The organism is Janthinobacterium sp. GW823-FHT06H09 (genome assembly GCF_058794735.1).
On record NZ_JBXAHC010000010.1, the window covers coordinates 122,623 to 144,602 of the forward strand.

Genomic DNA, 21,980 nt, shown 5'->3' on the forward strand with positions numbered 1-21,980 from the left:
TCTGGTCTGGCGCGTAGGTCGGATTAGCGCAGCGTAATCCGACAACATTGTTGGCCTCGCAGCGTCGGATTACGCGGCGTGCCGCCGCTAATCCGACCTACGCTGTGGCATTGCAAGGCATTCGAGAGCGCGTAGGTCGGATTAGCGCAGCGTAATCCGACATCATTGTTGGCTTTGCAAGGCATTCGATATATAAAAAAGGGGCAGCCTGAGCAGGGTGCCCCTTTTTACATCTGGCCGGTGATCACTCTCCGGTCTTGTCCAGCGACACCGTCTTGCTCTCATCGACGGGCAGGCCGAAGATTTGCCGGTAGGCGGCGTAGAACGAGCAATGCATGATGATGGTGAGTATCATCGACAGGGGCATCATCAGCTGCATCATCAGCGGCGTGCGGCCAAAGATGACGGCCAGTAACTGGCTGGTGACGACGCTGATGGCGAACCAAGTGGCGGCGAAGACGATGAAGGCCGACAGCGAACGCCAGACGGCGAAAAAGCTGAAGAACAGCGCCTTGGCCAGGCCGGTTTGGCGCCAGTAGATCAGCGGCGCGGCAAAGCAGAAGGCCATGGCGGCGGGCACGTACAGCACGATGGCCAGCAGGATGCCCAGACCCAGGCGCGAGTCGGGGATGGCGGCGCGTGCCGCTTCTTCCGTCAGTTGCCCCGTGACCAATTTCCACAGCAAGCCGTCGTCCACCAGGGTCGAGGCGCCGATGGCGACGATGGCCATCAGGATGTACAGCACGCCCAGGCCGAACAGGGAAGGAAACGCGGGTTTGCGGAAGCCCGAAATCAAGAGGCTGGGCAGGACGCGCTTGCCCTGGTCGATATTCAGGCAGCCTTGCACGAAGGCCACGGAAAACACGGGCACCAGGATGACGGGCAGCAATTGGCCCAGCACGGGCACGATGCTGACGGCCAGCATGCAGAACATATAGCCGAGAAACAGCATCGACATGCCGCCAGGTTGCTTGCGAAACAGGGCGAATCCCTGTTTCACCCATTGCCAACCTGTACTTGCAGGTAATTTTTCCATGTTTAAAACAGTTCCGGAGCAGGTGTGGCGATACGTTCGCGCAGAATGCGTTCGAAATGCGTGGGATCGTGCGGTGTCAGCATTTCCGCTTCGCGCGGCTGGTAATAATCGTACAGGCGCGACAGCCAGAAACGCAGCGCGGCGGCGCGCAGCATCGGTTGCCATGCCGTTTGTTCTTCGTGCGTAAACGGGCGCACGGCCTGGTAGGCGTCGAGCAGGGCGCGCACGCGCACCTTGTCGAGCACGCCCGTGGCCAGGTCCACGCACCAGTCGTTGACGGTGACGGCCACGTCGAACAGCCAGGTGTCGCAGCCGGCAAAGTAAAAGTCGAAAAAGCCCGTCAGGCGCTCGCCGTCAAACATGACGTTGTTGCGGAACAAGTCGGCATGCACGGGACCGCGCGGGATGGCTTTATACGTATCGCAGGCAGCAAAGGCGTCCTGGAAGTGGATTTCCGCGCGCAGCAGGTGCGCCCTGGCATCGTCGAGATGGTGCAAGACCAGCGGCGTGGTGGCGTTCCACCAGTCCAGGCCCCGCAGATTCGGCTGCTGCAGGGGGAAGTCCTGCGCCGCCAGGTGCATCTTCGCCAGCATGGCGCCGACGGCGGCGCAATGCACGGCTTGCGGCGCCATCTGCGAGCTGCCGTCGAGTTTGCTGACGATGGCGGCCGGCTTGCCTTGCAGGGCCGTCACCAGTTCGCCATTGGCATTGGCGATCGGCGCGGGCACCAGCACGCCCCGGTCCGCCAAATGGCGCATCAGTTGCAGGTAGAACGGCAATTGCTCGAAGCTGAGGTTTTCAAAGATCGTCAGCACATACTCGCCGCGCTCCGTGCTCAGGAAGAAATTGCTGTTTTCGATGCCGGAGGCGATGCCCTTGAGCGCCAGAGGTTTGCCGAGTGGAAACTGCGTGATCCACTGGCCGATATCGTCCAGGTGTAGCGCGGTAAAAACTGCCATGGGAAAGAGAGGAATGGTCTAAAAGGTCAAAAAAAGCCGGCTGCCCCCGCGCATGGCCGGGGCAGGGCAGAAGAGAGTGGCTGCTTACTTCGCTGGTGCGGGCGGTGCTGGCGCGTCCGCTGCCTCTTCATCGCGTTGTTTCTGTTTTTTCTTGCCCAGATCAAATTCCAGCACTTTCCATTGCGGGCCGCGCAGGGCGTTGCCGTTGGCCTGGTCGGCGCCGGCGGCCGGCTTCATGTAATAGGTGCTGCCGCCGCTGGTGACTTTCACTTCGCTGGTGACGCCCGCTTCGCGTTTTTCGGTAATCTGCTGCTTGGCGGCGGCCGGCGCCACGGTGATGGGGGCTTCGCCCATTTCCTCGATACGTTCCAGTTGTGGCGGCGCATCGCTCGGTTTGGCCGGCGTCTGGGCGCTGGCAATGGCTGAACATGCCAGCAGGGGCAGGGCGAGGAATGTCCAGAGTGTCGATGTACGCATCATGATGGGTTCGCTTCCATGTGTGGGGCTGCAGCGCGTGCAGTGGTGTAATGCCGTCAATTTATCTATAAGGCATTGTAACAAACTGATAGGCAATGCTGTTTAAATGAACGGAAATGGCTGGCAGCGGCGGCACGCATGCCAGTTCGGGGCCGCCAGGGTGGCAAAAACGCCAGGAACGGCACGCATTGCGGCCGGTGGCGCGGCCCTAAACTCTGCGATAATTGGACGATATTCCACCCGCCCGCCGCTGTACTTTCTGGGCGGGCGCGCTCACCTTATTTTATTGGCATTATGCAAAACACCCTGCTGTTAGTCGACGGTTCCAGTTACCTCTATCGTGCCTTCCATGCGCTGCCCGACCTGCGCAGCCCGGACGGTTACCCCACGGGCGCCATGCACGGCATGGTCAACATGCTGCGCCGCCTGCGCGCCGATTACCCGGCCGCCTACATCGCCTGCGTGTTCGATGCCAAGGGTAAAACTTTCCGCGATGACATGTATCCCGAGTACAAGGCCACGCGCGCCTCGATGCCGGACGACCTGCGTTTGCAGATCGAACCGATCCACGAAGCCGTGCGCGCCATGGGCTGGCCGATCCTGATGGTCGACGGCGTCGAAGCGGATGACGTGATCGGGACGTTGGCCGTGCAGGCGGCGGCCGCCGGCATGAACGTGGTGGTGTCCACGGGCGACAAGGACCTGGCGCAGCTGGTCAACAGCCAGGTGATGCTGATTAATACCATGAGCAATGAAAAGCTCGACGAAGCGGCCGTGCTGGCCAAGTTCGGCGTGCCGCCCAACCGCATCATCGATTATCTGTCGCTGATCGGCGATACGGTCGACAACGTGCCGGGCGTGTCGAAATGCGGGCCGAAAACGGCCGTCAAGTGGCTGACCCTGTACGACAGCCTGGAAGGCGTGATGGAAAACGCGGCCAAGGTGGGCGGCGCCGTGGGGGAAAACCTGCGCACGGCCCTGCCATGGCTGCCGCAGGCGCGCGCCTTGATCACCGTCAAGACCGATTGCGATCTGTCCGGCCACATGACGACGATCGCCGATTCGCTGGTGGCGAAACACGAAGACAAGGAAGCGCTGCTGGCCTTCTTCAACCGCTACGGCTTCAAGGCCCTGCTGCGCGAACTGGGCGCCACGCCGCCGCCGATGTCGCCCGTCGGAGCGCCGCCTGCCGCCGGCGTTTCCGTCGTCAACACGACGGGCGACATGTTTGCCGATGCCGCGCCAGCGGTCGAAGCCGAGTATGAAACCGTGCTGACGGATGTCCAGCTCGACAAATGGATCGCGCTGATCGATGCGGCTGCCCTGACGGCCGTCGACACGGAAACCACCTCGCTGGAACCGATGACGGCGCAAATGGTCGGCATTTCCCTCTCCGTGGCCGAGCACGCCGCCTGTTACATCCCGCTGGCCCACGACTACGCGGGCGCGCCGGAACAGTTGACGCGCGAATACGTGCTGGCGAAACTGCGCCCGTGGCTCGAAGATCAAACCAAGCCCAAGCTGGGCCAGAACCTGAAATATGACAGCCATATCTTCGCCAACCATGGCGTGACGTTGCGCGGCATCGCCCACGACACCTTGCTCGAATCGTATGTATTCGAGTCGCACAAGAAGCACGACATGGACAGCCTGGCCCTGCGCCACCTGAACTACACGACTATCCCGTTCGAGGACGTGTGCGGCAAGGGCGCCAAGCAGATCACGTTCAATCAAGTCGAGGTGGAGCAGGCGGCCAAGTATGCGGCCGAGGATGCCGACGTCACCTTGCGCCTGCACAATGCCATGTGGGGCAACGTGGCGAACGATGAAAAGCTGACCTTCATCTATGAAAAGATCGAGATGCCGACGGCCGTGGTCTTGCAAAAGATCGAGCGCAACGGCGTGCTGATCGACGACGAATTGCTCAACATCCAGTCGGCCGAGCTGGCCGTAAAGATCCTCGAGCTGGAAAAGAAGGCGTATGAACTGGCCGAGCAGCCGTTCAACCTGGGTTCGCCCAAGCAGATCGGCGAAATCTTCTTCGAGAAATTGAAGCTGCCGGTGGTCAAGAAGACCCCGACGGGCGCGCCCTCGACGGATGAAGAAGTGCTGCAAAAGCTGGCCGAGGATTATCCGCTGCCGAAAGTGCTGCTCGAGTACCGCGGCATGGCCAAGCTGAAGTCGACGTATACCGATAAATTGCCGAAGATGATCAACGTTACGACGGGCAGGGTGCATACGAACTATGCGCAAGCCGTGGCCGTGACGGGGCGGCTGGCGTCGAACGACCCGAACTTGCAGAATATTCCCATCCGCAGTGCGGAAGGCCGCCGCATCCGCGAAGCGTTTATTGCGCCGCCGGGCAGCCATATCGTGTCGGCCGACTATTCGCAGATCGAATTGCGCATCATGGCGCATATCTCGGGCGATGAAGCGATGTTGCGCGCGTTTGCCGACGGCATCGACATTCACCGTGCCACGGCCGCTGAAATCTTCGGCGTGCCGGCCGCGGAAGTGCAGAGCGAGCAGCGCCGCTACGCCAAGGTCATCAACTTCGGTTTGATCTACGGCATGAGCGCATTCGGCCTGGCCGGTAATCTGGGCGTGGACCGCACGGCCGCGCAAAGCTATATCGACCGTTACTTTGCCCGTTTTTCCGGAGTGAAACAGTACATGGAAGACACGCGCCAGCAAGCCAAGGCGCGCGGCTACGTGGAAACCGTGTTCGGCCGCCGTTTGTGGTTGCCGGAAATTAATTCGCCGAACGGCCCGCGCCGCCAGGGGGCGGAACGGGCGGCGATCAACGCGCCGATGCAGGGCACCGCCGCCGACCTCATCAAGCTGGCCATGATCGCCGTGCAAGGCTGGCTGGAAACGGACGGCTTGCAGACGAAAATGATCATGCAGGTGCACGATGAACTGGTGCTGGAAGTGCCGGATGCGGAACTGGAACTGGTCAAGCGCAAGCTGCCGGAACTCATGGCCGGCGTGGCCGCGCTGAAAGTGCCGCTGACGGCCGAGGTAGGCGTAGGCAGGAACTGGGACGAAGCGCATTGATGCTGCGTCGGCTTACGCGGGGCATGCCCCGCTAAGCCGACCTACATGTTTAATTCAGCAATGACCGTAAGCCGAACACATGTTTACTTGATTACTTGAGCAATGACCGTAGGTCGGCTTAGCGCAGCGTAAGCCGACATTGTTTGTCAACACACCCTTCAGGAGTAACGCATGAGCGACATGATCACCGATTGTGAAAGTTTGCTGGGCCAGAGCAGCGTGTCCGGGCCGGACGGCCGGCGCGGTTTCCTGAAGGTGGCGCTGGGCGCCGGCTTTGCCGTGGCCGTGCTGCCCGTGGCGGCGCAAAACGTCATCAAGACGGATTCCGCCGGGCTCGTCACGGGCACCATGTCGGTGATGGTCGATGGCCAGGCCGTGCCCGTGTATGCGGCCCAGCCGGAAGGCAAGACGGGTTTGCCCGTGGTATTGGTTATTTCGGAAATCTTTGGCGTGCATGAACATATCGCCGACATGGCGCGCCGCTTCGCCAAGCAGGGTTACCTGGCGCTGGCGCCCGACCTGTTCGTGCGCCAGGGCGATCCCACCAAGGTGGCCAGCATCCCGGAATTGATGAAAGGCATCATCGCCAAGACGCCGGATGCGCAAGTGATGGCGGACCTCGATGCGGTTGTTGCGTGGGCGAAACAGAATGGCGGCGACACGAGCCGTCTGGGCATCACGGGCTTTTGCTGGGGCGGCCGCATCACGTGGCTGTACGCGGCGCACAATCCGGCAGTCAAGGCGGGCGTGGCCTGGTATGGCCGCCTGGTGGGCGAAGCGACTGCCTTGCAGCCGAGCAACCCCATCGACATCGCCGCCACCTTGAAAGTGCCCGTGCTGGGCTTGTATGGCGGCAAGGATACGGGCATCACGCAGGAATCGATCGCGAAGATGAAAGAGGCGCTGGCCAAGGGCGGCAACCAGTCGGAATTCGTCGTGTATCCCGATGCGGGCCACGCCTTCAATGCCGATTACCGCCCCAGCTATGTGGCGGCCGATGCGAAAGACGGCTATGCGCGCTGCCTGGCCTGGTTCAAAAAGCATGGCGTTGCCTGAGGTTGCAAGCTGAACGGCGCTAAAAGTGCCTGATTGCCACATTTTTTTCCAGAAGTTGCCGCGAACGGCGCACCGGGCTGTAAAATGCCCGGTTCGCGTCAATGCAGTACAATTGCATCTTCACTGCGCCACGCTGCCGCCAAGCGCGCACAAGATTGAATAATAAGCAACACTATACAGATCAAGCCAGACGCCAGCATTGCGGGCGCCCGTAGGCCGGCGCCATTTTGAGGTAAGAAAATCATCGATCCCGTCCTTATATCCATTTTGCTCGCGACCACGATCGCGGGCGTCTTCAGCATTACTGCGGCGGCGATCTTTTCGTTTGCATTCCTGTCCAAAGTGGTCGAGCGCATGGTCAGCTTGTCCGTCGGCATCATGCTGTCGACGTCCTTGCTGCACGCCTTGCCCGAAGCGTTCGAGTCGCAGGCGGACCCGCGCAGCCTGTTCGCCACCCTGCTGGCCGGCTTGCTGGCCTTTTTTATGCTGGAAAAATTCGCCATCCTGCGCCATTCGCACCACCACGAAGGCGACGGCCACCACCATGCGCACGGCCACGACAAGCACGAGGCGGGCAAGGCCGGCTGGATGATCCTCGTCGGCGACGGCATGCACAACTTTACGGACGGCATCCTGATCGCGGCCGCCTTCCTGGCAGACCCGAAGCTGGGCCTGGTCACGGGCCTGGCCATCATCGCGCATGAAATCCCGCAGGAAATCGGCGATTTTATTGTACTGCTCAACGCCGGCTTCTCGCGCCTGCGCGCCTATGTCTTCAATCTGCTGTGCAGCCTGATGGCGGTGGCCGGCGGCTTGCTCGGCTATTTCACCCTGGACCGCGCCAGCAATCTGATCCCGTACGTGCTCGTGTTCGCCTCGTCCGGCTTCATCTATATCGCCTTGTCCGACCTGATGCCGCAGATGCAGCGCCGCGCCACCTTGCGCGAAACCATCCCGCAAGTGCTGCTGATCGCGCTGGGCGTGTGTATCGTGCTGTTCCTGACGCACAAGCGCCACGGCGGTTGATGCACTGATTCGGTGCCGCAGTACCACTTATGCTATATTGCCTTTCTGACTAACTTGCACAGAAAGGAGGAAAATATCATGGAAGAAAACTTGTTGCTCGCCTTGTGGCGCGCACGCTCTTTTAGCGCATTTGCCAGCTCTTGCCCACGTTCTATCGCGCTGCGATAACCTGGCCAGAGCAAAGTTACCCTCCTCTACGAGTCCTTTCCTGGTACTCCGTTGTCGTTAGCGCTCCTGTTAACGCGGATGCTTGCATCCCGAACAAAGACAAGAGCCATGACTACCCTGATTTCTACCCAAGCTTTACAACTGGATACCCACGACGGTTTCCTCTTCAACGAACTCGCCTTTACCTTGCGCCAGGGCGACCGCATCGGCTTGATCGGCCACAATGGCTGCGGCAAATCCACCTTGCTGGGCCTGCTCAGCGGCACGCGGGAAGCCACTGCCGGCACCATCCACTATGCCCGTGCCTGCCGCCTGCAGCACGTGGAGCAGCACTTGCCGCCGGAACTTGCCAGCCTGAGCCTGTACGACGCCTTGCTGGCGCCCGTGCTGGAGCAGCCCGAGCTGCATTGGCGTGTCGACAGCCTGCTGGCCGAGTTAGGCTTCGAGCACGAGACGGCGCAAGTGCCCGTGCATTCCCTGTCCGGCGGCCAGCACACGCGCCTGCTGCTGGGACGCGCCCTGCTGCAGGAGCCGAACGTGCTGCTGCTCGACGAGCCGAGCAATCATCTGGACTTGCCGTCGCTGCTGTGGCTGGAGCAATTCCTGCTGCGCTGGCGCGGCGCCTTCATCCTCGTCTCGCACGACCAGCGCCTGCTCGACAACGTGGCCACGCGCAGCTGGATCTTGCGCGATAGCCGCCTGTACGACTTCGACTTGCCGTGCGGTCCCGCGCTGGCGGCGCTGGCCGAAGCCGATCTTGCCGCTGCCGCCCGGCATGCGGCCGAACAGAAGGAAATCGACCGCCTGTCCGCCAGCAGCGCCCGCCTGGCCCTGTGGGGCCGCACCTACGACAATGAAGACCTGGCGCGCAAGGCCAAGACCATGCAGCGGCGCATCGACAAATTGAAGGATGCGCAATCGTTCGTCAGCGATGGCGCACCGTGGCGTTTGAGTTTGCGCGGCAAGCCGCTGGCGGCCGACCAGTTGCTGGCGCTCGATGGCCTGGACGTGCGCGCCGTGCCCGCTTCCCCGCTGCTGTTCCAGACCGGCCAGCTGTGGCTGAAACCGGGCGACCGGGTCGCCTTGCTGGGTGCCAACGGCAGCGGCAAGTCGTCCTTGCTGCGCCTGTGCTGGCAAGCGATCCAGGAACAGGAGGAGCGGGCGGACTTGCGCTGGCACCACGCCGCCAACATCGGCTATTACGACCAGTCGCTCAGGCAACTGGCCGATACGGCCGATTTATCCGACGCCCTGTACCCGTTTGCCGTGCAGAACGAAGCGGCGCGCAGCCAGGTGGCGCGCAAGCAAGCGTTGATCTCGGCCGGTTTCCCGTATGCGCGCCATGGCCAGACGGTGGCGACGCTGAGCGGCGGCGAGCGGGCGCGGCTGCTGTTCCTGGGCCTGTCCCTGGCCAGTTATCACTTGCTGCTGCTGGACGAGCCCAGCAACCACCTGGACATGCAGGGCAAGGCGGAACTGGGGCAAGCCTTGCGCGGCTTTGCAGGCGGCTGCCTGCTGGTGTCGCACGACCGCGACCTGATCGAAACGGCCTGCAACCGCTTTTGGGTGGTGGCCGATGGCCGGCTGGAAGAGTGGCTGGACGCCGGCAGCGCGTATGCACGGTTGAGTGCCGAGGATGGACAGGCGCCGTTGCCGGTGCCGCGCGTGGAAAGCGCACTGCTTGTGCCAGGGCAAACTGATGTGGATCAACAGCTGGAACGCTTGTGCGAACTCGAGCAATTGCTGGCGGAAGACCTGGCGAGAAAACCGCGCCACCAGAAGCCGGCCAGCCAGCAGGCGTGGCAGGCGGAACTGGCGCAGTTGAATCAATCGCTGGGGATAAGTTCATAGTTATCCACGGGTAAAAAAATGGCGGACCATCTGGTCCGCCATTTTTTAATTACCCGTCGCCACAGGCCGCGCCGGATCGGCGCACCATTCGCTCCACGAGCCCGGATACAGGGACGCGCCGGGCAAGCCGGCCACTTCCAGGGCCAGCAGGTTGTGGCATGCCGTCACGCCGGAGCCGCACTGCATGACGGCCGCTTGCGGTGCGTCAAACAGGGCGCTGAAATCGCGCCGCAGTGCTTCCGCGCTTTTAAAGCGGCCGTCCGCCTGCAGGTTATCCTTGAAGAAACGGTTTTTCGCGCCCGGGATGTGGCCGCCCACGGGGTCGATGGTTTCATTTTCGCCGCGGTAGCGGTCCGGGGCGCGCGCGTCGATCACCGTCAAGGCTTGCGTTTCCAGGTTGGCAATGACGTCCTGCACGTTGACCGTGCGCGTCAGGCTGGCCTTTTCCGTCAGCTTGCCGACAGGGCGCGGTGCCACGGGCGTGACCAGCGGCAAGCCTTGTGCCTGCCAGGCGGCCAGGCCGCCGTCGAGCACGGCCACATTCGGGTGGCCGAGCCAGCGCAGCAGCCACCACAAACGGGCGGCGAACATGCCGCCCTGGCCATCGTACGCCACCACTTGCGTGTCGTCATTGATACCCCAGCCGCGCAGGGTGGCCAGCAGGGCGTTGCGGTCGGGCAAGGGATGCCGTCCCGTAAATTGGGGGCCACGGGCCGTCTTGGGGCCGGACAAGGCCGTGTCGATGTCGGCGAACTGCGCGTTCTGGATATGCCCGGCGGCAAACGCGTCGCTGCCCGCTGCCGGGTTGAGCAAGTCGTGGCGGCAATCAAGGATGACCCAGTGGCTGTCATTCAGGTGGTCGGCCAGTTCGCTGGCCTGTAACAAGGTGGTGTACATCAGCAACGCTCCTTTACACTTCGCTGGCGATGGGATCCGTGCGCGCGATGGCGGCGCCACGGGCCGTGTTGCGGGTATTGTAATAGGTGGCCGCGATGCCCGAGGCGAGAATGATGGCGATGCCGGCCCAGCCATGCCAGTCGAACAGGTCGCCGAAGATCACCACGCCCCAGAAGCTGGAAAAGACGATGCCTGTGTACTGTAAATTGGCAACCACGAGGGTCTTGCCCAAGCGATAGGAGCGCGTCATGGCCATTTGCGCCATGGTGGCGCACAAGCCGATGGCGGCCAGCAAGCCGATGCCGTAGGCGCTCGTGTGCATGTGCCAGACGACGGGGCCACCGCCGGCGCTGGCCACGTGGCCGATCACGCCGGCCAGGAAATTGACGACCGAGAAATAGAACACGACCCGGTATTCGGGTTCGCCCAGCAAGCCCAGTTTGCGCACCTGCAAGTAGGCGAGGGCCGACAGCATGCCGGAAATCAAGGCCGTGATGGCGCCGGCCAGCTGGTCCGTCTCGAACACGGGTTGCAGCAGCAACGTCACGCCGACAAAGCTCATGGCAATGGCCGCCACCAGCGGCCACTCGACCTGTTGCATGCCTTTCCACCAGCCGCCAGCCAGCAGGATGACGGCGATCCAGATGGGCGCCATGTAATTGAGGGTCATGGCCGTGGCCAGCGGCAGGATGGCGATGGCATAAAACCACAGCCACAGGGCGATCACGCCCACCACGCCGCGCCACAGATGCTGGCCCGGCATCGTGGTTTTAAAACTGCCGCCCTGGTACAGAATCGTGCAGCTCATGACGATCATGCCGATGATGCCGCGGTACATGACGATTTCGGACGTCGAATACAGATCCGACGCCAGTTTCACGCACACGCCCATGATGGCGAACATAAAGCTGGCAAACAGCATCCAAAGTGACTGCATGAGTAATCCTGACGATGAAAATGAAAAAGGCCGCGCAATGCGGCCCCTTGAGGAACTACAGTTCGATATTGCTGCGGTACCACTCGTGGAAGTGCTGCATGCCGTCTTCCATGGGCGATTGGTAAGGACCCACTTCGTTCACGCCGCGCGCAATCAGAACCTTGCGGCCCGCATCCATGCGCTGGGCGATTTCATCGTCCTCGACACAGGTTTCCATGTAGGCAGCCCGTTCCGCTTCGACGAAGTCGCGCTCGAACAGTACGATTTCTTCGGGGTAATAGAACTCTACCACGTTGCGCGTTTTTTGCGGGCCGTCGGGCCACAGGGTCGAGACGACCAGCACGTGCGGATACCATTCGACCATGATGTTCGGATACAAGGTCAGCCAGATGGCACCATACGGCGGCGCTTCGCCGCCGCGGAATTGCAGCACCTGCTCCTGCCATTTCTTGTAGGCAGGCGAACCGGCCTGCTGCAGGCCGCGGTGCACGCCCACCGTCTGCACGCTGTAATCCTTGCCGAATTCCCAGCGCAGGTCGTCGCAGCTGACGAAGCTGCCCAGGCCCGGGTGGAACGGTTCGACGTGATAATCCTCGAGGTAGACTTCGATGAAGGTCTTCCAGTTGTAGTCGCACTCGTGGATTTCCACGTGGTCGAACATGTAGCCGGAAAAATCGAGGTCTTTCGAGACGGACAAATCTTTCAATTTTTCCATCACGTTGTAGCCATTTTGCTCGAACAGCAAGCCATTCCAGCTTTGCAGCGGCGTTTTCGACAGGTTCAGGCACGGCGTCTCGGGGAAATGCGGTGCGCCGATCAATTCACCCTTGAGGTCGTAGGTCCAGCGGTGCAGCGGGCAGACGATGTTATTTGCGTTGCCGCGGCCATTGAACATCAGCGCCTGCCGGTGGCGGCACACGTTGGACAGCACTTCGATGCCATTGGCGTTGCGCACGAGCATGCGCCCTTCGTTCTCAGACGCCAGGGTCGCAAAATCGCCGGTTTCCGGCACCATCAGCTCGTGCCCGACATAGCGCGGGCCGGCTTGGAACAATTGCTGCATTTCACGCTGCAACAGCGTTTCGTCAAAATAGACGTGGACCGGAAGTTGCGCGTTTGAACGCGCCAGCTTGGCGTGAGTAGCCAGATCGGACATCCCAACCCCCCATAAATGTACAACGGTCAGCAGTGCCCCAGGCCATTCCCTGGGCAACCGCTACAGAGAGAAAGAATCCGCAAAGACCTGAATTCAAATTTGTTGAAACGGTATTTCGGACAGAACCGGCGATTATAGCGCGTATCGGCCTCGGCATTATCAAACCCGCCCGGTAAATGCACTACTTTAATGAGAAACATTGTCATTTGGCGTGCAATTTCCGGTAGCAAGGGGCGATTCGGCTAAAATCCACTGACAAGCTGGCAACGCTATTGACTTTGAGCGCGCCGATTGCGCTTAAGTTTTCACTTAATAGTGTGGTTTGTTCTAAAATAACGCTTCTATGCTGGCCGGGAGTCCCCGGCGTCTCCCTACAAGCCCCTCGTGCCACGAAGAGATCTGAGTCTATGTCGAAGAAATTAACTGCCGCTGCCGCAGCGCCGGCCTCGTTTGAAGAGGCGATGGCGGAACTGGCGCAGCTGGTAACGCAAATGGAAGCGGGCCAGTTGCCGCTGGAAGCATCGGTCGCGGCCTACCAGCGCGGCTCGGAACTGGTCAAGTATTGCGCTACCCAGCTCGACAGTGTCGAAGCGCAGGTGAAAGTACTCGAAGGCGACATGTTGAAACCGTTCGTGGATGCCGGCGAGGCCGCCCAATGATGGCAAATGTGCAACAAGACGGCGTGACCTTCGGCGACTGGATGCAAGCGACCCAGTCCGGCGTGGAAGGCCGGCTCGACCAATTCCTGCCGGCGGCAGACGTCGTGCCGCACAAGCTGCACGCTGCCATGCGCTATGCGCTGCTGGGCGGCGGCAAGCGCGTGCGTCCGCTGCTGGTGATGGCGGCCGGCGAACTGTTTGACGCCGATCAAGACACGCTCGCGCGCGCAGCTTGCGCGCTGGAAATGATTCACGTGTATTCGCTCGTGCATGACGACATGCCGTGCATGGATGACGATGCCTTGCGCCGTGGCAAGCCCACCGTGCACATCGCCTACGATGAAGCGACGGCCCTGCTGGTCGGCGACGCGCTGCAATCGCAGGCCTTCATGCTGCTGGCCGACGGCGCGGCGATTCCACCGGCGCGGCAGATGGCCATGGTCAAGCTGCTGGCGCACGCGTCCGGTTCCGCAGGCATGTGCGGCGGCCAGGCGATCGACCTCGATAGCGTCGGCCTGGCCTTGACCTTGCCGCAGCTGGAACAGATGCATCAACTGAAAACGGGTGCCTTGCTGCGCGCAGCCGTGATCCTCGGCGCGCTGGCGGGCAAGGATTTGACGGCGGACGAGATGACGGCGCTGAACGCCTATGCGCGCGCCGTCGGGCTGGCGTTCCAGGTGGTCGACGACGTGCTCGACGCGACGGCCGATTCGGCCACCCTGGGCAAGACGGCGGGCAAGGATGCTGCCGCCAACAAGCCTACCTACGTATCGATACTGGGGCTGGAACCATCGCGGGCCCTGGCAGAACAATTGCGGTGCGACGCCCATGCGGCGCTGGCGCCATTCGGGGACAAGGCACGCCGTTTGCGCGAGCTGGCGGACCTGGTCGTGCAGCGGAAGGCATAAATGAAACTGTTAGAAACCATCAATGAACCAGCGCAAGTGCGCAAGCTGGCCCGCTCGCAACTGGTGCCGCTGGCGCAGGAATTGCGCAGCTTCCTGCTCGATTCCGTTTCCAAGACGGGCGGCCACTTGTCGTCCAACCTGGGCACGGTCGAGCTGACCGTCGCGCTGCACTACGTCTTCAACACACCGCACGACCGCATCGTCTGGGACGTGGGCCACCAGACCTATTCGCACAAGATCCTGACGGGCCGCCGCGAGCGCATGCACACCTTGCGCCAGAAAGACGGCATTTCCGGCTTCCCGAAGCGCGACGAGAGCGAATACGACACCTTCGGCACGGCCCATTCGTCGACGTCGATCTCGGCCGCGCTGGGCATGGCCCAGGCCGCCAAGATCAAGGGCGACCCGCTGCATGCGATCGCCGTGATCGGCGACGGCTCGATGACGGCCGGCATGGCCTTCGAGGCGATGAACAATGCGGGCGTGCAGGAAGACGTCAACCTGCTGGTGATCCTGAACGACAACGACATGTCGATCTCGCCGCCCGTTGGCGCGCTGAACCGCCACCTGGCGCGATTGATGTCGGGCCAGTTCTATGCGGCGGCGAAAAATGTCGGCAAGTCCGTCCTGCCCGGCCCCGTGCTGGAACTGGCGAAGCGCTTCGAAGAGCACGCCAAAGGCATGGTCGTGCCCGCCACCATGTTCGAGGAATTCGGTTTCAATTACATCGGCCCCATCGACGGCCACGACCTCGATTCGCTGATCCCGACCTTGCAAAACATCAAGCAATTGAAGGGTCCGCAATTCCTGCACGTGGTGACCAAGAAGGGGCAGGGCTACAAGCTGGCCGAGGCGGAACCGATCCTGTACCACGGCACGCCGAAGTTCAATCCCTTGGAAGGCATCAAGCCGGCCACGGCGCCCGGCAAGATGACGTACACGGAAGTGTTCGGCAACTGGCTGTGCGACATGGCAGCGCACGACAAGCGCCTGGTGGGCATCACGCCAGCCATGCGCGAAGGCTCGGGCATGGTCAAGTTCGAACAGCAATTCCCGAACCGCTATTTCGACGTCGGTATCGCCGAGCAGCATTCCGTGACGTTTGGCGCCGGCCTGGCCTGCGAAGGCTTGAAACCCGTCGTGGCCATCTATTCGACCTTTTTGCAGCGCGCCTACGACCAGCTGATCCACGACGTGGCCCTGCAAAACCTGGACGTGACGTTCGCGCTGGACCGCGCCGGCCTGGTGGGCGCCGACGGCGCCACGCACGCGGGCAATTACGACATGGCGTTCCTGCGCTGCATCCCGAACATGGTCGTCATGGCTGCGTCCGATGAAAACGAATGCCGCCAGATGCTGACAACGGGCTACCACTATCCAGGCCCCGCCGCCATCCGCTATCCGCGCGGCGCCGGTGCCGGCGTGGCCATCGTGCCGGAACTGACCAGCATCGAGATCGGCAAGGGCGAGATCAAGCGTCACGGCAAGCGCATCGCCATCCTGGCCTTCGGTTCGATGGTGGCGCCGAGCGTGGCGGCGGGCGACAAGCTCGACGCGACGGTGGCCAACATGCGCTTCGTCAAGCCGCTCGACGTGGCACTGGTGAAGCAGCTTGCTGCCGAGCATGATTACCTGGTGACGGTGGAAGAGGGCTGCATCATGGGCGGCGCCGGTTCGGCCGTGGCCGAAGCGCTGGCGGCGGAAGGCATCGTCAAGCCGATTTTGATGCTGGGCTTGCCCGACACCTTCATCGACCATGGCGACCCCGTGCAACTGCTGAAAAGCGTGGGTCTGGACGCCACCGGCATCGCCGCGTCGATCGAGCAGCGTTTTGGCGGGTCCCAGCCGCGCCTGGCTGTCGTCAGCTAAGATTGCTTGTACGCATGAAAGCGGCACTGCGGTGCCGCTTTTTTTTCGACGGCAGGGATTTTACGCTGCACTGCAACATTTTTCGTCCGGGAATGCTACGATGACGCTTTGATACCCCTTTCAAAGCCGATCTTGCATTTCAGGAAACTCCACCGCCGTTCCCGCATGCTGGCAAGCCGCTGGCTGACGGGCATGCACGCCTATACCGACAAGCTGGCGCAGCGCCGTCCCCTGTGGATGGTCAGCCTGGCCATCGACGAAACGAACTTGTCCGAAGGCTTGCGGGCCGCCTGCGCCTCGAGCGCCATGCTGCTGCTGGGCCTGCTGTTCGACCATCCCGATTTTTCCTGGGCCGCCATCGGCGCCTTCTGGACCTGCCTGGCCGACGCGGCCGGCACGCGGCGCATGCGTTTCGTGTCGATGGTGGGTTTCGGCCTGCTGTCGACCGTGGCCGGCGGCCTGACGGCGCTGGCGGCCGGCCATGGCGTGGTGACGGCGGCCATCGCCGTGCTGCTGTTTTCCTGGGCCGGCGCGCTGGCGCGCATCTGGGGCGCGGCCACGGCGCAGGTGGCCATCCTGGCGGCCACGGCCTGCGTGGTGATGGTCACGCATCCATTGCAATCGATGACGCAGACGGCGCCTTTCCTGGGGCTGTACATGTTCGGCTGCCTGTTCGCCACCGTGCTCAGTTTTACGGTCTGGCGCATCCACCCGTTCGGCCCGAGCCGGCGCGCCATCCGCGCCGCGTATTCGCGCCTAGCCGGCATCGCGCGCGACAATGCGCGCTTCCTGGAACTGGGCCCCGCATTGCCGGACGCGGCCGCGCATGGCGCCAGCTACCGTTCGCAGGCGCGCGCCGCGCTGGAAGCGGCACGGGTGGCGCTGGCCGCCGTGCCGCCCGCGCGCGTGGGCCGCAGCGCCCTGTACGACAATCTGCTGCTGGCACTCAGCGACGCCGAGCGCATTTTCGCCTATCTGATCGCCGTCACGCATACGTGCGAGCGCGAGCAGCAGCGGCTGCGCCAGGACCCGCGCGCGCGGCGCAGCCTGGAAGTGATGGCCGTGCTGCTGCGCCGCCTGGGGCAAGCCGTGCAGCGCCAGCCGGAAACGCCGCCCCTGGAATTGCAGCGCCGCCTGGCGGGCTGCGGACGGCGCCTGGAAGCGGCGCTGGGTGCCTTGCTGCCCTTGCGCCTGAACGTGGAATTCATGGAGCTGGGCTTGCCGCGCGCGACGCAGCTGCCGTGGCGCGAGGCGGCCTTCCTGGCGCTGGGGCAGGCGTGGCAAACGGCGAAAGTCAACGCCACGCCGCAGTCGCTGAGCTGGCGCCACGCGGCGCGCGTGTCGCTGGCGACGACGGCCGGCTTCCTGCTGGTCGAGGCGCTGCATATTCCGTTCGGCTACTGGGCCACCATGGCCACCTTATTGATATTGCAGCCGTCGGTATCGACCACCTGGCCGCGCGGCATCGAACGCGTGGCGGGCAGCGTGCTGGGCGCCGTGCTGGCCGTGCTGATCGGCCTCGTCATCTACACGCCGCTGGGCATCTCGCTGGTGGTGTTTCCCCTGATTGTCGCCACCATGGCTTTGCGCCGCGTCAGCTACAGCCTGCACGTGCTGTTCATGACGCCCGCCTTCGTGCTGGTGGCCGACTATGCGGCGCCGGCCAGCGAGATGGTGTATGCGATGAGCCGCCTGGGCAACAACGTGCTCGGCTGCGTGCTGGCCCTGCTGGCCACGTTCTTCCTGTGGCCGGACCGCGAGGCGGACGACCTGGACCAGCGCCTGGCGAAAGCCGTGTCGGCCAACCTGAAATACCTGCTGGCCGTGCTGGCGGCCGGTGGCAAATGGGATAGCGCCATCGCGCGCCTGCGCCGCGAGGCGGGGTTGGCCAGCAATAACGCGGAACAGGTCTTGCAGCGCTTGCGCATTGAGCGCCGCCTGGACCGCAGCAGCGGCGTGGGCCTGGCGGCGCTGCGCACCCTGCCGCTGCTGCGCCGCGTGGCGGGCAGCACGGCGCGCATCAGTCTGAGTCCGCAGGCCGAGCCGGCGCCGCCCGAATTGCAACGCTGGATCGCCGAGGTCAGCGGGGAAATCGATGCGCTGCTGCGCGGTGACGCCGATGCCGGCGCGCCTGGCCCTTGCGTTGCCGAGGGCTTGACGGCCCTGCAAGCCGACGCGGTGGCCCAAGTGCAGCTGCTGCGGGGATTATTGCGCGAACATGTGCAGGCGCAGCCCATGAGCCTGCCTGTGCCGGCCTGAATATAGCCGCCGGCCGGCTGCGCCCGCAACCGGCCTCTCCTGCTTGCGGCGCCGATATTGTATAGACGTTTGACGCCTCCCAATCTCTCCAAATTCCACATTCCATGCGCTTTGCCGGTATATTTTCCAAACTGGAAATTTATCGAAATGAAACGTTGACTCTAAAATAAGTGCGGTCTATATTCGTTTTCGTAGCAAGCAAAGATGACATTTCTTACGACTGGTCTGCCGCGATTGCCTGAGGCAATCGCTCACATGGAGAGTAGCAAATGAAAAAGATTGCAGCATTTATTTTCACCCTGGGATTGAGCGCTTCCTATGCCATGGCTTCCGATATCGGTTGCTCTACCTGCGAGGAAGAACTGCGGGAATGCACGATGCAAAATGGCGACAGATCCCCATTTTGCATCGGCAGTTACAAAGCCTGCCTGAGGGTCTGCGACATCGGCTCCTGATCTCCGTGCATTGCCAGGCGGCGGGCAAGCGCATGCTGCGCCGGCCGCCCTCGATCATCTACGTCTCTGATACCTATGATGCAGAAAAAAATGAAAACCATCGCCATGTATGGCCTGATCCTCGCTGCCGGCCTGGGCAGCGGTTATGGCCTGTCCCTGTTGCCGGGCTTGTTCAAGTCGAATTACACCGAGGGCAATTACGCGGCGTATTTCCCGAACGCCCAGGCGAAAGTGGTCTTGTACGGCACGGACTGGTGCGGCTACTGCGCCAAGACGCGCGCGTACTTCAAGGAAAACAAGATCGAATTCGTCGATCTCGATATCGAGAAATCCCCGGACGCGAAAAAAGCCCACGAAGCACTCGGCGGCGGCGGCGTGCCTGTTGTGCTGATCGGCAACCGCAAGATTCAGGGTTTTAATGCGGGCGCGCTGGAAGCGGCGCTGAAGAAAATCTGACGTTCCCACTTGTTAACTTGAAAGGCTGACCATGTTCAAAAAGATTGCCGCTTTCCTGTTTGCCGCCGGCGCCGCCCTGTCTTTCAGTGTCCAGGCTGGCGGCCCTGACTGCACCTTTGTCTGCGAGCGCAACTTGCTCGATTGCGTGGAATTCGGCCAGCCGGCCTGCATGGAAAATTATCAGGCTTGCCAGAAGGAATGCCTGCGCCCGCCGCATAACTGACGCGCGGAGGCACTTATGGATGACGCGTAAGGGACGGCGCGCCATGGATGTTGCTCATCGTCTCACAATTCAACAGGAGTGCTTATGTTCAAAAAACTGGGTTTCTTTTTGTTTGCCATGGGCGTCAGCGCCTCGTATGCGATGGCCAGCAGTACCGCCGACATTTCGGAATGCCAATCCGAGTGCTATATGGCGCTCGACGCCTGTGTCATGGAGTTCAGTGTGCCTTCATGCGTGCGTGTCAATAAGGCGTGTCTGCAGGCCTGCGGCTAGCAAGCGCCTGTCAGCTTGATGCAACACGGCGATGCCTGTCAAACTGCATCGCCGTTTTTTATTTAGCCCCGCGTGCGGTCATGCCGCCACAGCACGTCGCTGCCGCCGGCAAAGCGGTTGAGCACGCGCGACAGCACGAACAGCAGGTCCGACAATCGGTTCACGTACTGGCGCGGATGTTCGTGCAGGGCTTCCGCATTGGCCAGGGCGACGATGCTGCGCTCGGCGCGGCGGCAGACGGTGCGGCACACGTGCGCGAGCGAGGCGGCGCGCGAGCCGGCCGGCAGGATGAATTCGGAGAGGGCCGGCAAGTCCGCATTGTATTTCGCCAGCAGGTCGTCGAGGCGCAGCACGTGCTCTTCCTTGATCAGCTGGTAGCCGGGGATGCAGATTTCTCCGCCCAGGTCGAACAGGTCGTGCTGGATGGCCACCAGCTCCTCGCGCAAGGCGTCGGGCATGGCTTCGCACAGCAGCAAGCCGATGTTGGAATTGAGTTCGTCCACGTCGCCCATGGCGTGGATGCGGGCGCTGTCCTTGCTGGTGCGGCTGCCGTCGCCCAGGCCGGTGCTGCCATTGTCGCCCGTGCGCGTGGCGATTTTCGAAAGTCGGTTGCCCATGATGCTGATCCTGTAAAGAAGAATGGGGGCAGCATACGACACTGTGCGCCGCCCGGCGCCGGATTTGCAGGCAAATCGGACAAAAAATGCGGTGCGCGCCACTTTTGTGCTTACAATCGTTGCACGCCCATGCCTCTTGCCATCCAACTTATGCTCAATGCCGCCCCTGAATCCGGATTGACCGCCGCGCGCCAGCAAGCCGTCGTCGCGGCCCTGCTGGCCGTGCTGCCGGCCCGCTGCGTGCTGTCCGACGCGGAAGACACGCGCCCGTATGAATGCGACGGCCTGGCCGCCTACCGCCAGCTGCCGATGGTGGTGACCCTGCCCGACACGGAAGAACAGGTCATCGCCATCCTCGGCGTCTGCCGCGAACTTGGCGTGCCGATCGTGCCGCGCGGCGCCGGCACGGGCTTGTCGGGCGGCGCCTTGCCGATTGCCGACGGCGTGGTGCTGTCGACGGCGCGCCTGAACCGCATCGTGCGCCTCGACGCCTACGCGCGCACGGCCGTGGTGCAGCCGGGCGTGCGCAACCTGGCCATTTCCGAAGCGGCGGCGCCCCACGCGCTGTACTACGCGCCCGACCCGTCGTCGCAGATCGCCTGCAGCATCGGCGGCAACGTGGCGGAGAACTCGGGCGGCGTGCATTGCCTCAAATACGGCCTGACCGTGCACAATGTGCTGCGCGTGCGCGTCGTCACCATCGACGGCGACGTGCTGGAACTGGGCGGCGAATGCATCGATTCGCCCGGTCTGGACCTGCTGGCCGTCTTCATCGGCTCCGAAGGCATGCTGGGCATCGTCACGGAAGTGACGGTCAAACTGATCCCGAAACCGGCGACGGCTAGAGTCATCATGGCCTCGTTCGGCGACGTCGTCACGGGCGGCAATGCCGTGGCCAATGTGATCGCCGCCGGCATCATCCCGGCCGGCCTGGAAATGATGGACCAGACTTCGTCGCGCATGGTCGAACCGTTCGTCAAGGCCGGCTACGACACCGACGCGGCGGCCATTTTGCTGTGCGAGGCGGACGGCACGCACGAGGAAGTGGAAGAGGAAATCGCCCGCATGACGGCCGTGCTGGAAGGGGCGGGCGCCAGCGCCATTGCCGTCTCGCAGTCGGAAGCGGAGCGCATGAAATTCTGGTCCGGCCGCAAGAACGCGTTTCCCGCCGCGGGACGCATCTCGCCCGACTACTACTGCATGGACGGCACCATCCCGCGCAAGCGCCTGGCGGAAGTGCTGACGGGCATCGCCGCCATGGAAACGACGCATGGCTTGCGCTGCGCCAACGTGTTCCACGCGGGCGACGGCAATCTGCACCCGCTGATCCTGTTCGACGCCAACCAGCCCGGCGAATTCGAGCGCGCCGAGGCGTTTGGCGCGGACATCCTGGCCCTGTGCGTGGCCGTGGGCGGCACCATCACGGGCGAACATGGCGTGGGCATGGAAAAGATCAATTCCATGTGCGTGCAATTTACGCGCGCCGAACTCGATGCCTTCTTTGCCGTCAAGCGCGCCTTCGATCCCCATGCCTTGCTGAACCCGGACAAGGCGATTCCCACCTTGAACCGCTGCGCCGAATTCGGCAAGATGCATGTGACGGCGGGGCGCCTGCCGTTCGCCAACCTGCCCCGTTTTTAA

At 62.6% G+C, this 21,980-nt stretch carries 21 protein-coding genes; 13 read left to right on the top strand and 8 right to left on the bottom strand.

Annotated features, from left to right (window positions below; all coding sequences use genetic code 11):
• Positions 1-244: 244 nt before the first annotated feature.
• The 3 genes from AC1Q6X_RS18565 to AC1Q6X_RS18575 form a co-directional block, all read right to left on the bottom strand.
• Positions 245-1,036 (bottom strand): BPSS1780 family membrane protein, encoded by a 792-nt coding sequence (locus AC1Q6X_RS18565; RefSeq protein ID WP_492498068.1) that lies wholly within the window; start codon positions 1,034-1,036, stop codon positions 245-247.
• Between the two features lie 2 nt (positions 1,037-1,038).
• Complete coding sequence (locus AC1Q6X_RS18570) at positions 1,039-1,995, bottom strand: homoserine kinase (RefSeq protein ID WP_492403467.1); 957 nt, start codon at positions 1,993-1,995, stop codon at positions 1,039-1,041.
• A gap of 84 nt (positions 1,996-2,079) precedes the next feature.
• Entirely contained in the window at positions 2,080-2,475 is a 396-nt protein-coding gene (locus AC1Q6X_RS18575; RefSeq protein ID WP_070222654.1) for a hypothetical protein, read from the bottom strand.
• Positions 2,476-2,766: 291 nt separating this feature from the next.
• Here AC1Q6X_RS18575 and polA point away from each other — a divergent pair, with 291 nt between their 5' ends.
• Positions 2,767-5,529 carry a DNA polymerase I gene (gene polA, locus AC1Q6X_RS18580; protein WP_492498071.1) on the top strand — a complete coding sequence of 921 codons (2,763 nt, stop codon included), beginning with the start codon at positions 2,767-2,769 and terminating at the stop codon, positions 5,527-5,529.
• Between the two features lie 171 nt (positions 5,530-5,700).
• On the top strand, positions 5,701-6,585 hold the full coding sequence (locus tag AC1Q6X_RS18585; RefSeq protein WP_492403464.1) for a dienelactone hydrolase family protein: 885 nt from the start codon (positions 5,701-5,703) through the stop codon (positions 6,583-6,585).
• 98 nt (positions 6,586-6,683) lie between these two features.
• Here the strand turns inward: AC1Q6X_RS18585 and AC1Q6X_RS18590 are convergent, their stop codons facing one another.
• On the bottom strand, positions 6,684-6,965 hold the full coding sequence (locus tag AC1Q6X_RS18590; protein WP_162995517.1) for a hypothetical protein: 282 nt from the start codon (positions 6,963-6,965) through the stop codon (positions 6,684-6,686).
• Here AC1Q6X_RS18590 and AC1Q6X_RS18595 point away from each other — a divergent pair.
• Positions 6,853-7,611, top strand: a complete 759-nt coding sequence (locus tag AC1Q6X_RS18595) for a ZIP family metal transporter (protein WP_070222636.1) — start codon at positions 6,853-6,855, stop codon at positions 7,609-7,611. The two genes, AC1Q6X_RS18590 and AC1Q6X_RS18595, sit on opposite strands and share 113 nt — an antisense overlap.
• A gap of 276 nt (positions 7,612-7,887) precedes the next feature.
• On the top strand, positions 7,888-9,630 hold the full coding sequence (locus AC1Q6X_RS18600; RefSeq protein ID WP_492498074.1) for an ABC-F family ATP-binding cassette domain-containing protein: 1,743 nt from the start codon (positions 7,888-7,890) through the stop codon (positions 9,628-9,630).
• Positions 9,631-9,675: 45 nt separating this feature from the next.
• Here AC1Q6X_RS18600 and AC1Q6X_RS18605 read toward each other — a convergent pair whose 3' ends face one another.
• Genes AC1Q6X_RS18605 through AC1Q6X_RS18615 form a run of 3 tightly spaced genes read right to left on the bottom strand, consistent with a single transcriptional unit; the run spans position 9,676 to position 12,620 of the window.
• Positions 9,676-10,527, bottom strand: a complete 852-nt coding sequence (locus AC1Q6X_RS18605) for a sulfurtransferase (protein ID WP_492498076.1) — start codon at positions 10,525-10,527, stop codon at positions 9,676-9,678.
• A 13-nt stretch (positions 10,528-10,540) separates the two neighbouring features.
• Positions 10,541-11,464: a DMT family transporter gene (locus AC1Q6X_RS18610; RefSeq protein WP_230506354.1), complete on the bottom strand. Its 924-nt coding sequence runs from the start codon at positions 11,462-11,464 to the stop codon at positions 10,541-10,543.
• Between the two features lie 55 nt (positions 11,465-11,519).
• Complete coding sequence (locus tag AC1Q6X_RS18615) at positions 11,520-12,620, bottom strand: aromatic ring-hydroxylating oxygenase subunit alpha (protein ID WP_070222628.1); 1,101 nt, start codon at positions 12,618-12,620, stop codon at positions 11,520-11,522.
• Between the two features lie 407 nt (positions 12,621-13,027).
• On the opposite strand from AC1Q6X_RS18615, the gene AC1Q6X_RS18620 reads away from it, so the two are divergent.
• The 8 genes from AC1Q6X_RS18620 to AC1Q6X_RS18655 all read left to right on the top strand — a co-directional run bounded on the left by AC1Q6X_RS18620 (position 13,028) and on the right by AC1Q6X_RS18655 (position 19,722).
• A complete protein-coding gene (locus AC1Q6X_RS18620; protein WP_046683420.1) occupies positions 13,028-13,279 on the top strand; it encodes an exodeoxyribonuclease VII small subunit in 252 nt (83 codons plus the stop codon).
• The gene (locus AC1Q6X_RS18625) at positions 13,276-14,187 is read left to right on the top strand and encodes a polyprenyl synthetase family protein (protein ID WP_230506353.1); all 912 of its coding nucleotides are present in this window, start codon (positions 13,276-13,278) and stop codon (positions 14,185-14,187) included. The genes AC1Q6X_RS18620 and AC1Q6X_RS18625 overlap by 4 nt, the downstream gene beginning before the upstream one ends.
• Positions 14,188-16,056 (top strand): 1-deoxy-D-xylulose-5-phosphate synthase, encoded by a 1,869-nt coding sequence (dxs, locus tag AC1Q6X_RS18630; protein ID WP_121668464.1) that lies wholly within the window; start codon positions 14,188-14,190, stop codon positions 16,054-16,056.
• Between the two features lie 165 nt (positions 16,057-16,221).
• Positions 16,222-18,315 carry an FUSC family protein gene (locus AC1Q6X_RS18635; protein WP_492498079.1) on the top strand — a complete coding sequence of 698 codons (2,094 nt, stop codon included), beginning with the start codon at positions 16,222-16,224 and terminating at the stop codon, positions 18,313-18,315.
• Between the two features lie 269 nt (positions 18,316-18,584).
• Positions 18,585-18,770, top strand: a complete 186-nt coding sequence (locus AC1Q6X_RS18640) for a hypothetical protein (protein ID WP_070222622.1) — start codon at positions 18,585-18,587, stop codon at positions 18,768-18,770.
• A gap of 90 nt (positions 18,771-18,860) precedes the next feature.
• On the top strand, positions 18,861-19,226 hold the full coding sequence (locus tag AC1Q6X_RS18645; RefSeq protein WP_409027245.1) for a glutaredoxin family protein: 366 nt from the start codon (positions 18,861-18,863) through the stop codon (positions 19,224-19,226).
• 31 nt (positions 19,227-19,257) lie between these two features.
• Positions 19,258-19,449, top strand: coding sequence for a hypothetical protein (locus AC1Q6X_RS18650; RefSeq protein WP_070290063.1), 192 nt, complete (start codon positions 19,258-19,260; stop codon positions 19,447-19,449).
• An 84-nt stretch (positions 19,450-19,533) separates the two neighbouring features.
• A complete protein-coding gene (locus tag AC1Q6X_RS18655; RefSeq protein WP_070222614.1) occupies positions 19,534-19,722 on the top strand; it encodes a hypothetical protein in 189 nt (62 codons plus the stop codon).
• A gap of 62 nt (positions 19,723-19,784) precedes the next feature.
• On the opposite strand, the gene AC1Q6X_RS18660 is transcribed toward AC1Q6X_RS18655, so the two are convergent.
• Positions 19,785-20,339, bottom strand: a complete 555-nt coding sequence (locus AC1Q6X_RS18660) for a cob(I)yrinic acid a,c-diamide adenosyltransferase (RefSeq protein WP_099409798.1) — start codon at positions 20,337-20,339, stop codon at positions 19,785-19,787.
• A 150-nt stretch (positions 20,340-20,489) separates the two neighbouring features.
• Between AC1Q6X_RS18660 and AC1Q6X_RS18665 the strand changes: the two genes are divergently transcribed.
• Positions 20,490-21,980, top strand: a complete 1,491-nt coding sequence (locus AC1Q6X_RS18665) for an FAD-linked oxidase C-terminal domain-containing protein (RefSeq protein WP_492498168.1) — start codon at positions 20,490-20,492, stop codon at positions 21,978-21,980.

Coding starts and splice junctions, on each gene's coding strand:
- polA (WP_492498071.1), top strand. CDS start 2,767: ATGCAAAACACCCTGCTGTTAGTCGACGGTTCCAGTTACCTCTATCGT.
- AC1Q6X_RS18625 (WP_230506353.1), top strand. CDS start 13,276: ATGATGGCAAATGTGCAACAAGACGGCGTGACCTTCGGCGACTGGATG.
- AC1Q6X_RS18575 (WP_070222654.1), bottom strand. CDS start 2,475: ATGATGCGTACATCGACACTCTGGACATTCCTCGCCCTGCCCCTGCTG.
- AC1Q6X_RS18645 (WP_409027245.1), top strand. CDS start 18,861: ATGAAAACCATCGCCATGTATGGCCTGATCCTCGCTGCCGGCCTGGGC.
- AC1Q6X_RS18585 (WP_492403464.1), top strand. CDS start 5,701: ATGAGCGACATGATCACCGATTGTGAAAGTTTGCTGGGCCAGAGCAGC.
- AC1Q6X_RS18570 (WP_492403467.1), bottom strand. CDS start 1,995: ATGGCAGTTTTTACCGCGCTACACCTGGACGATATCGGCCAGTGGATC.
- AC1Q6X_RS18605 (WP_492498076.1), bottom strand. CDS start 10,527: ATGTACACCACCTTGTTACAGGCCAGCGAACTGGCCGACCACCTGAAT.
- AC1Q6X_RS18665 (WP_492498168.1), top strand. CDS start 20,490: ATGCTCAATGCCGCCCCTGAATCCGGATTGACCGCCGCGCGCCAGCAA.
- AC1Q6X_RS18590 (WP_162995517.1), bottom strand. CDS start 6,965: ATGATGCCGACGGACAAGCTGACCATGCGCTCGACCACTTTGGACAGG.
- AC1Q6X_RS18620 (WP_046683420.1), top strand. CDS start 13,028: ATGTCGAAGAAATTAACTGCCGCTGCCGCAGCGCCGGCCTCGTTTGAA.
- AC1Q6X_RS18650 (WP_070290063.1), top strand. CDS start 19,258: ATGTTCAAAAAGATTGCCGCTTTCCTGTTTGCCGCCGGCGCCGCCCTG.
- AC1Q6X_RS18635 (WP_492498079.1), top strand. CDS start 16,222: ATGCTGGCAAGCCGCTGGCTGACGGGCATGCACGCCTATACCGACAAG.
- AC1Q6X_RS18655 (WP_070222614.1), top strand. CDS start 19,534: ATGTTCAAAAAACTGGGTTTCTTTTTGTTTGCCATGGGCGTCAGCGCC.
- AC1Q6X_RS18660 (WP_099409798.1), bottom strand. CDS start 20,339: ATGGGCAACCGACTTTCGAAAATCGCCACGCGCACGGGCGACAATGGC.
- AC1Q6X_RS18565 (WP_492498068.1), bottom strand. CDS start 1,036: ATGGAAAAATTACCTGCAAGTACAGGTTGGCAATGGGTGAAACAGGGA.
- AC1Q6X_RS18615 (WP_070222628.1), bottom strand. CDS start 12,620: ATGTCCGATCTGGCTACTCACGCCAAGCTGGCGCGTTCAAACGCGCAA.
- AC1Q6X_RS18610 (WP_230506354.1), bottom strand. CDS start 11,464: ATGCAGTCACTTTGGATGCTGTTTGCCAGCTTTATGTTCGCCATCATG.
- dxs (WP_121668464.1), top strand. CDS start 14,188: ATGAAACTGTTAGAAACCATCAATGAACCAGCGCAAGTGCGCAAGCTG.
- AC1Q6X_RS18600 (WP_492498074.1), top strand. CDS start 7,888: ATGACTACCCTGATTTCTACCCAAGCTTTACAACTGGATACCCACGAC.
- AC1Q6X_RS18640 (WP_070222622.1), top strand. CDS start 18,585: ATGAAAAAGATTGCAGCATTTATTTTCACCCTGGGATTGAGCGCTTCC.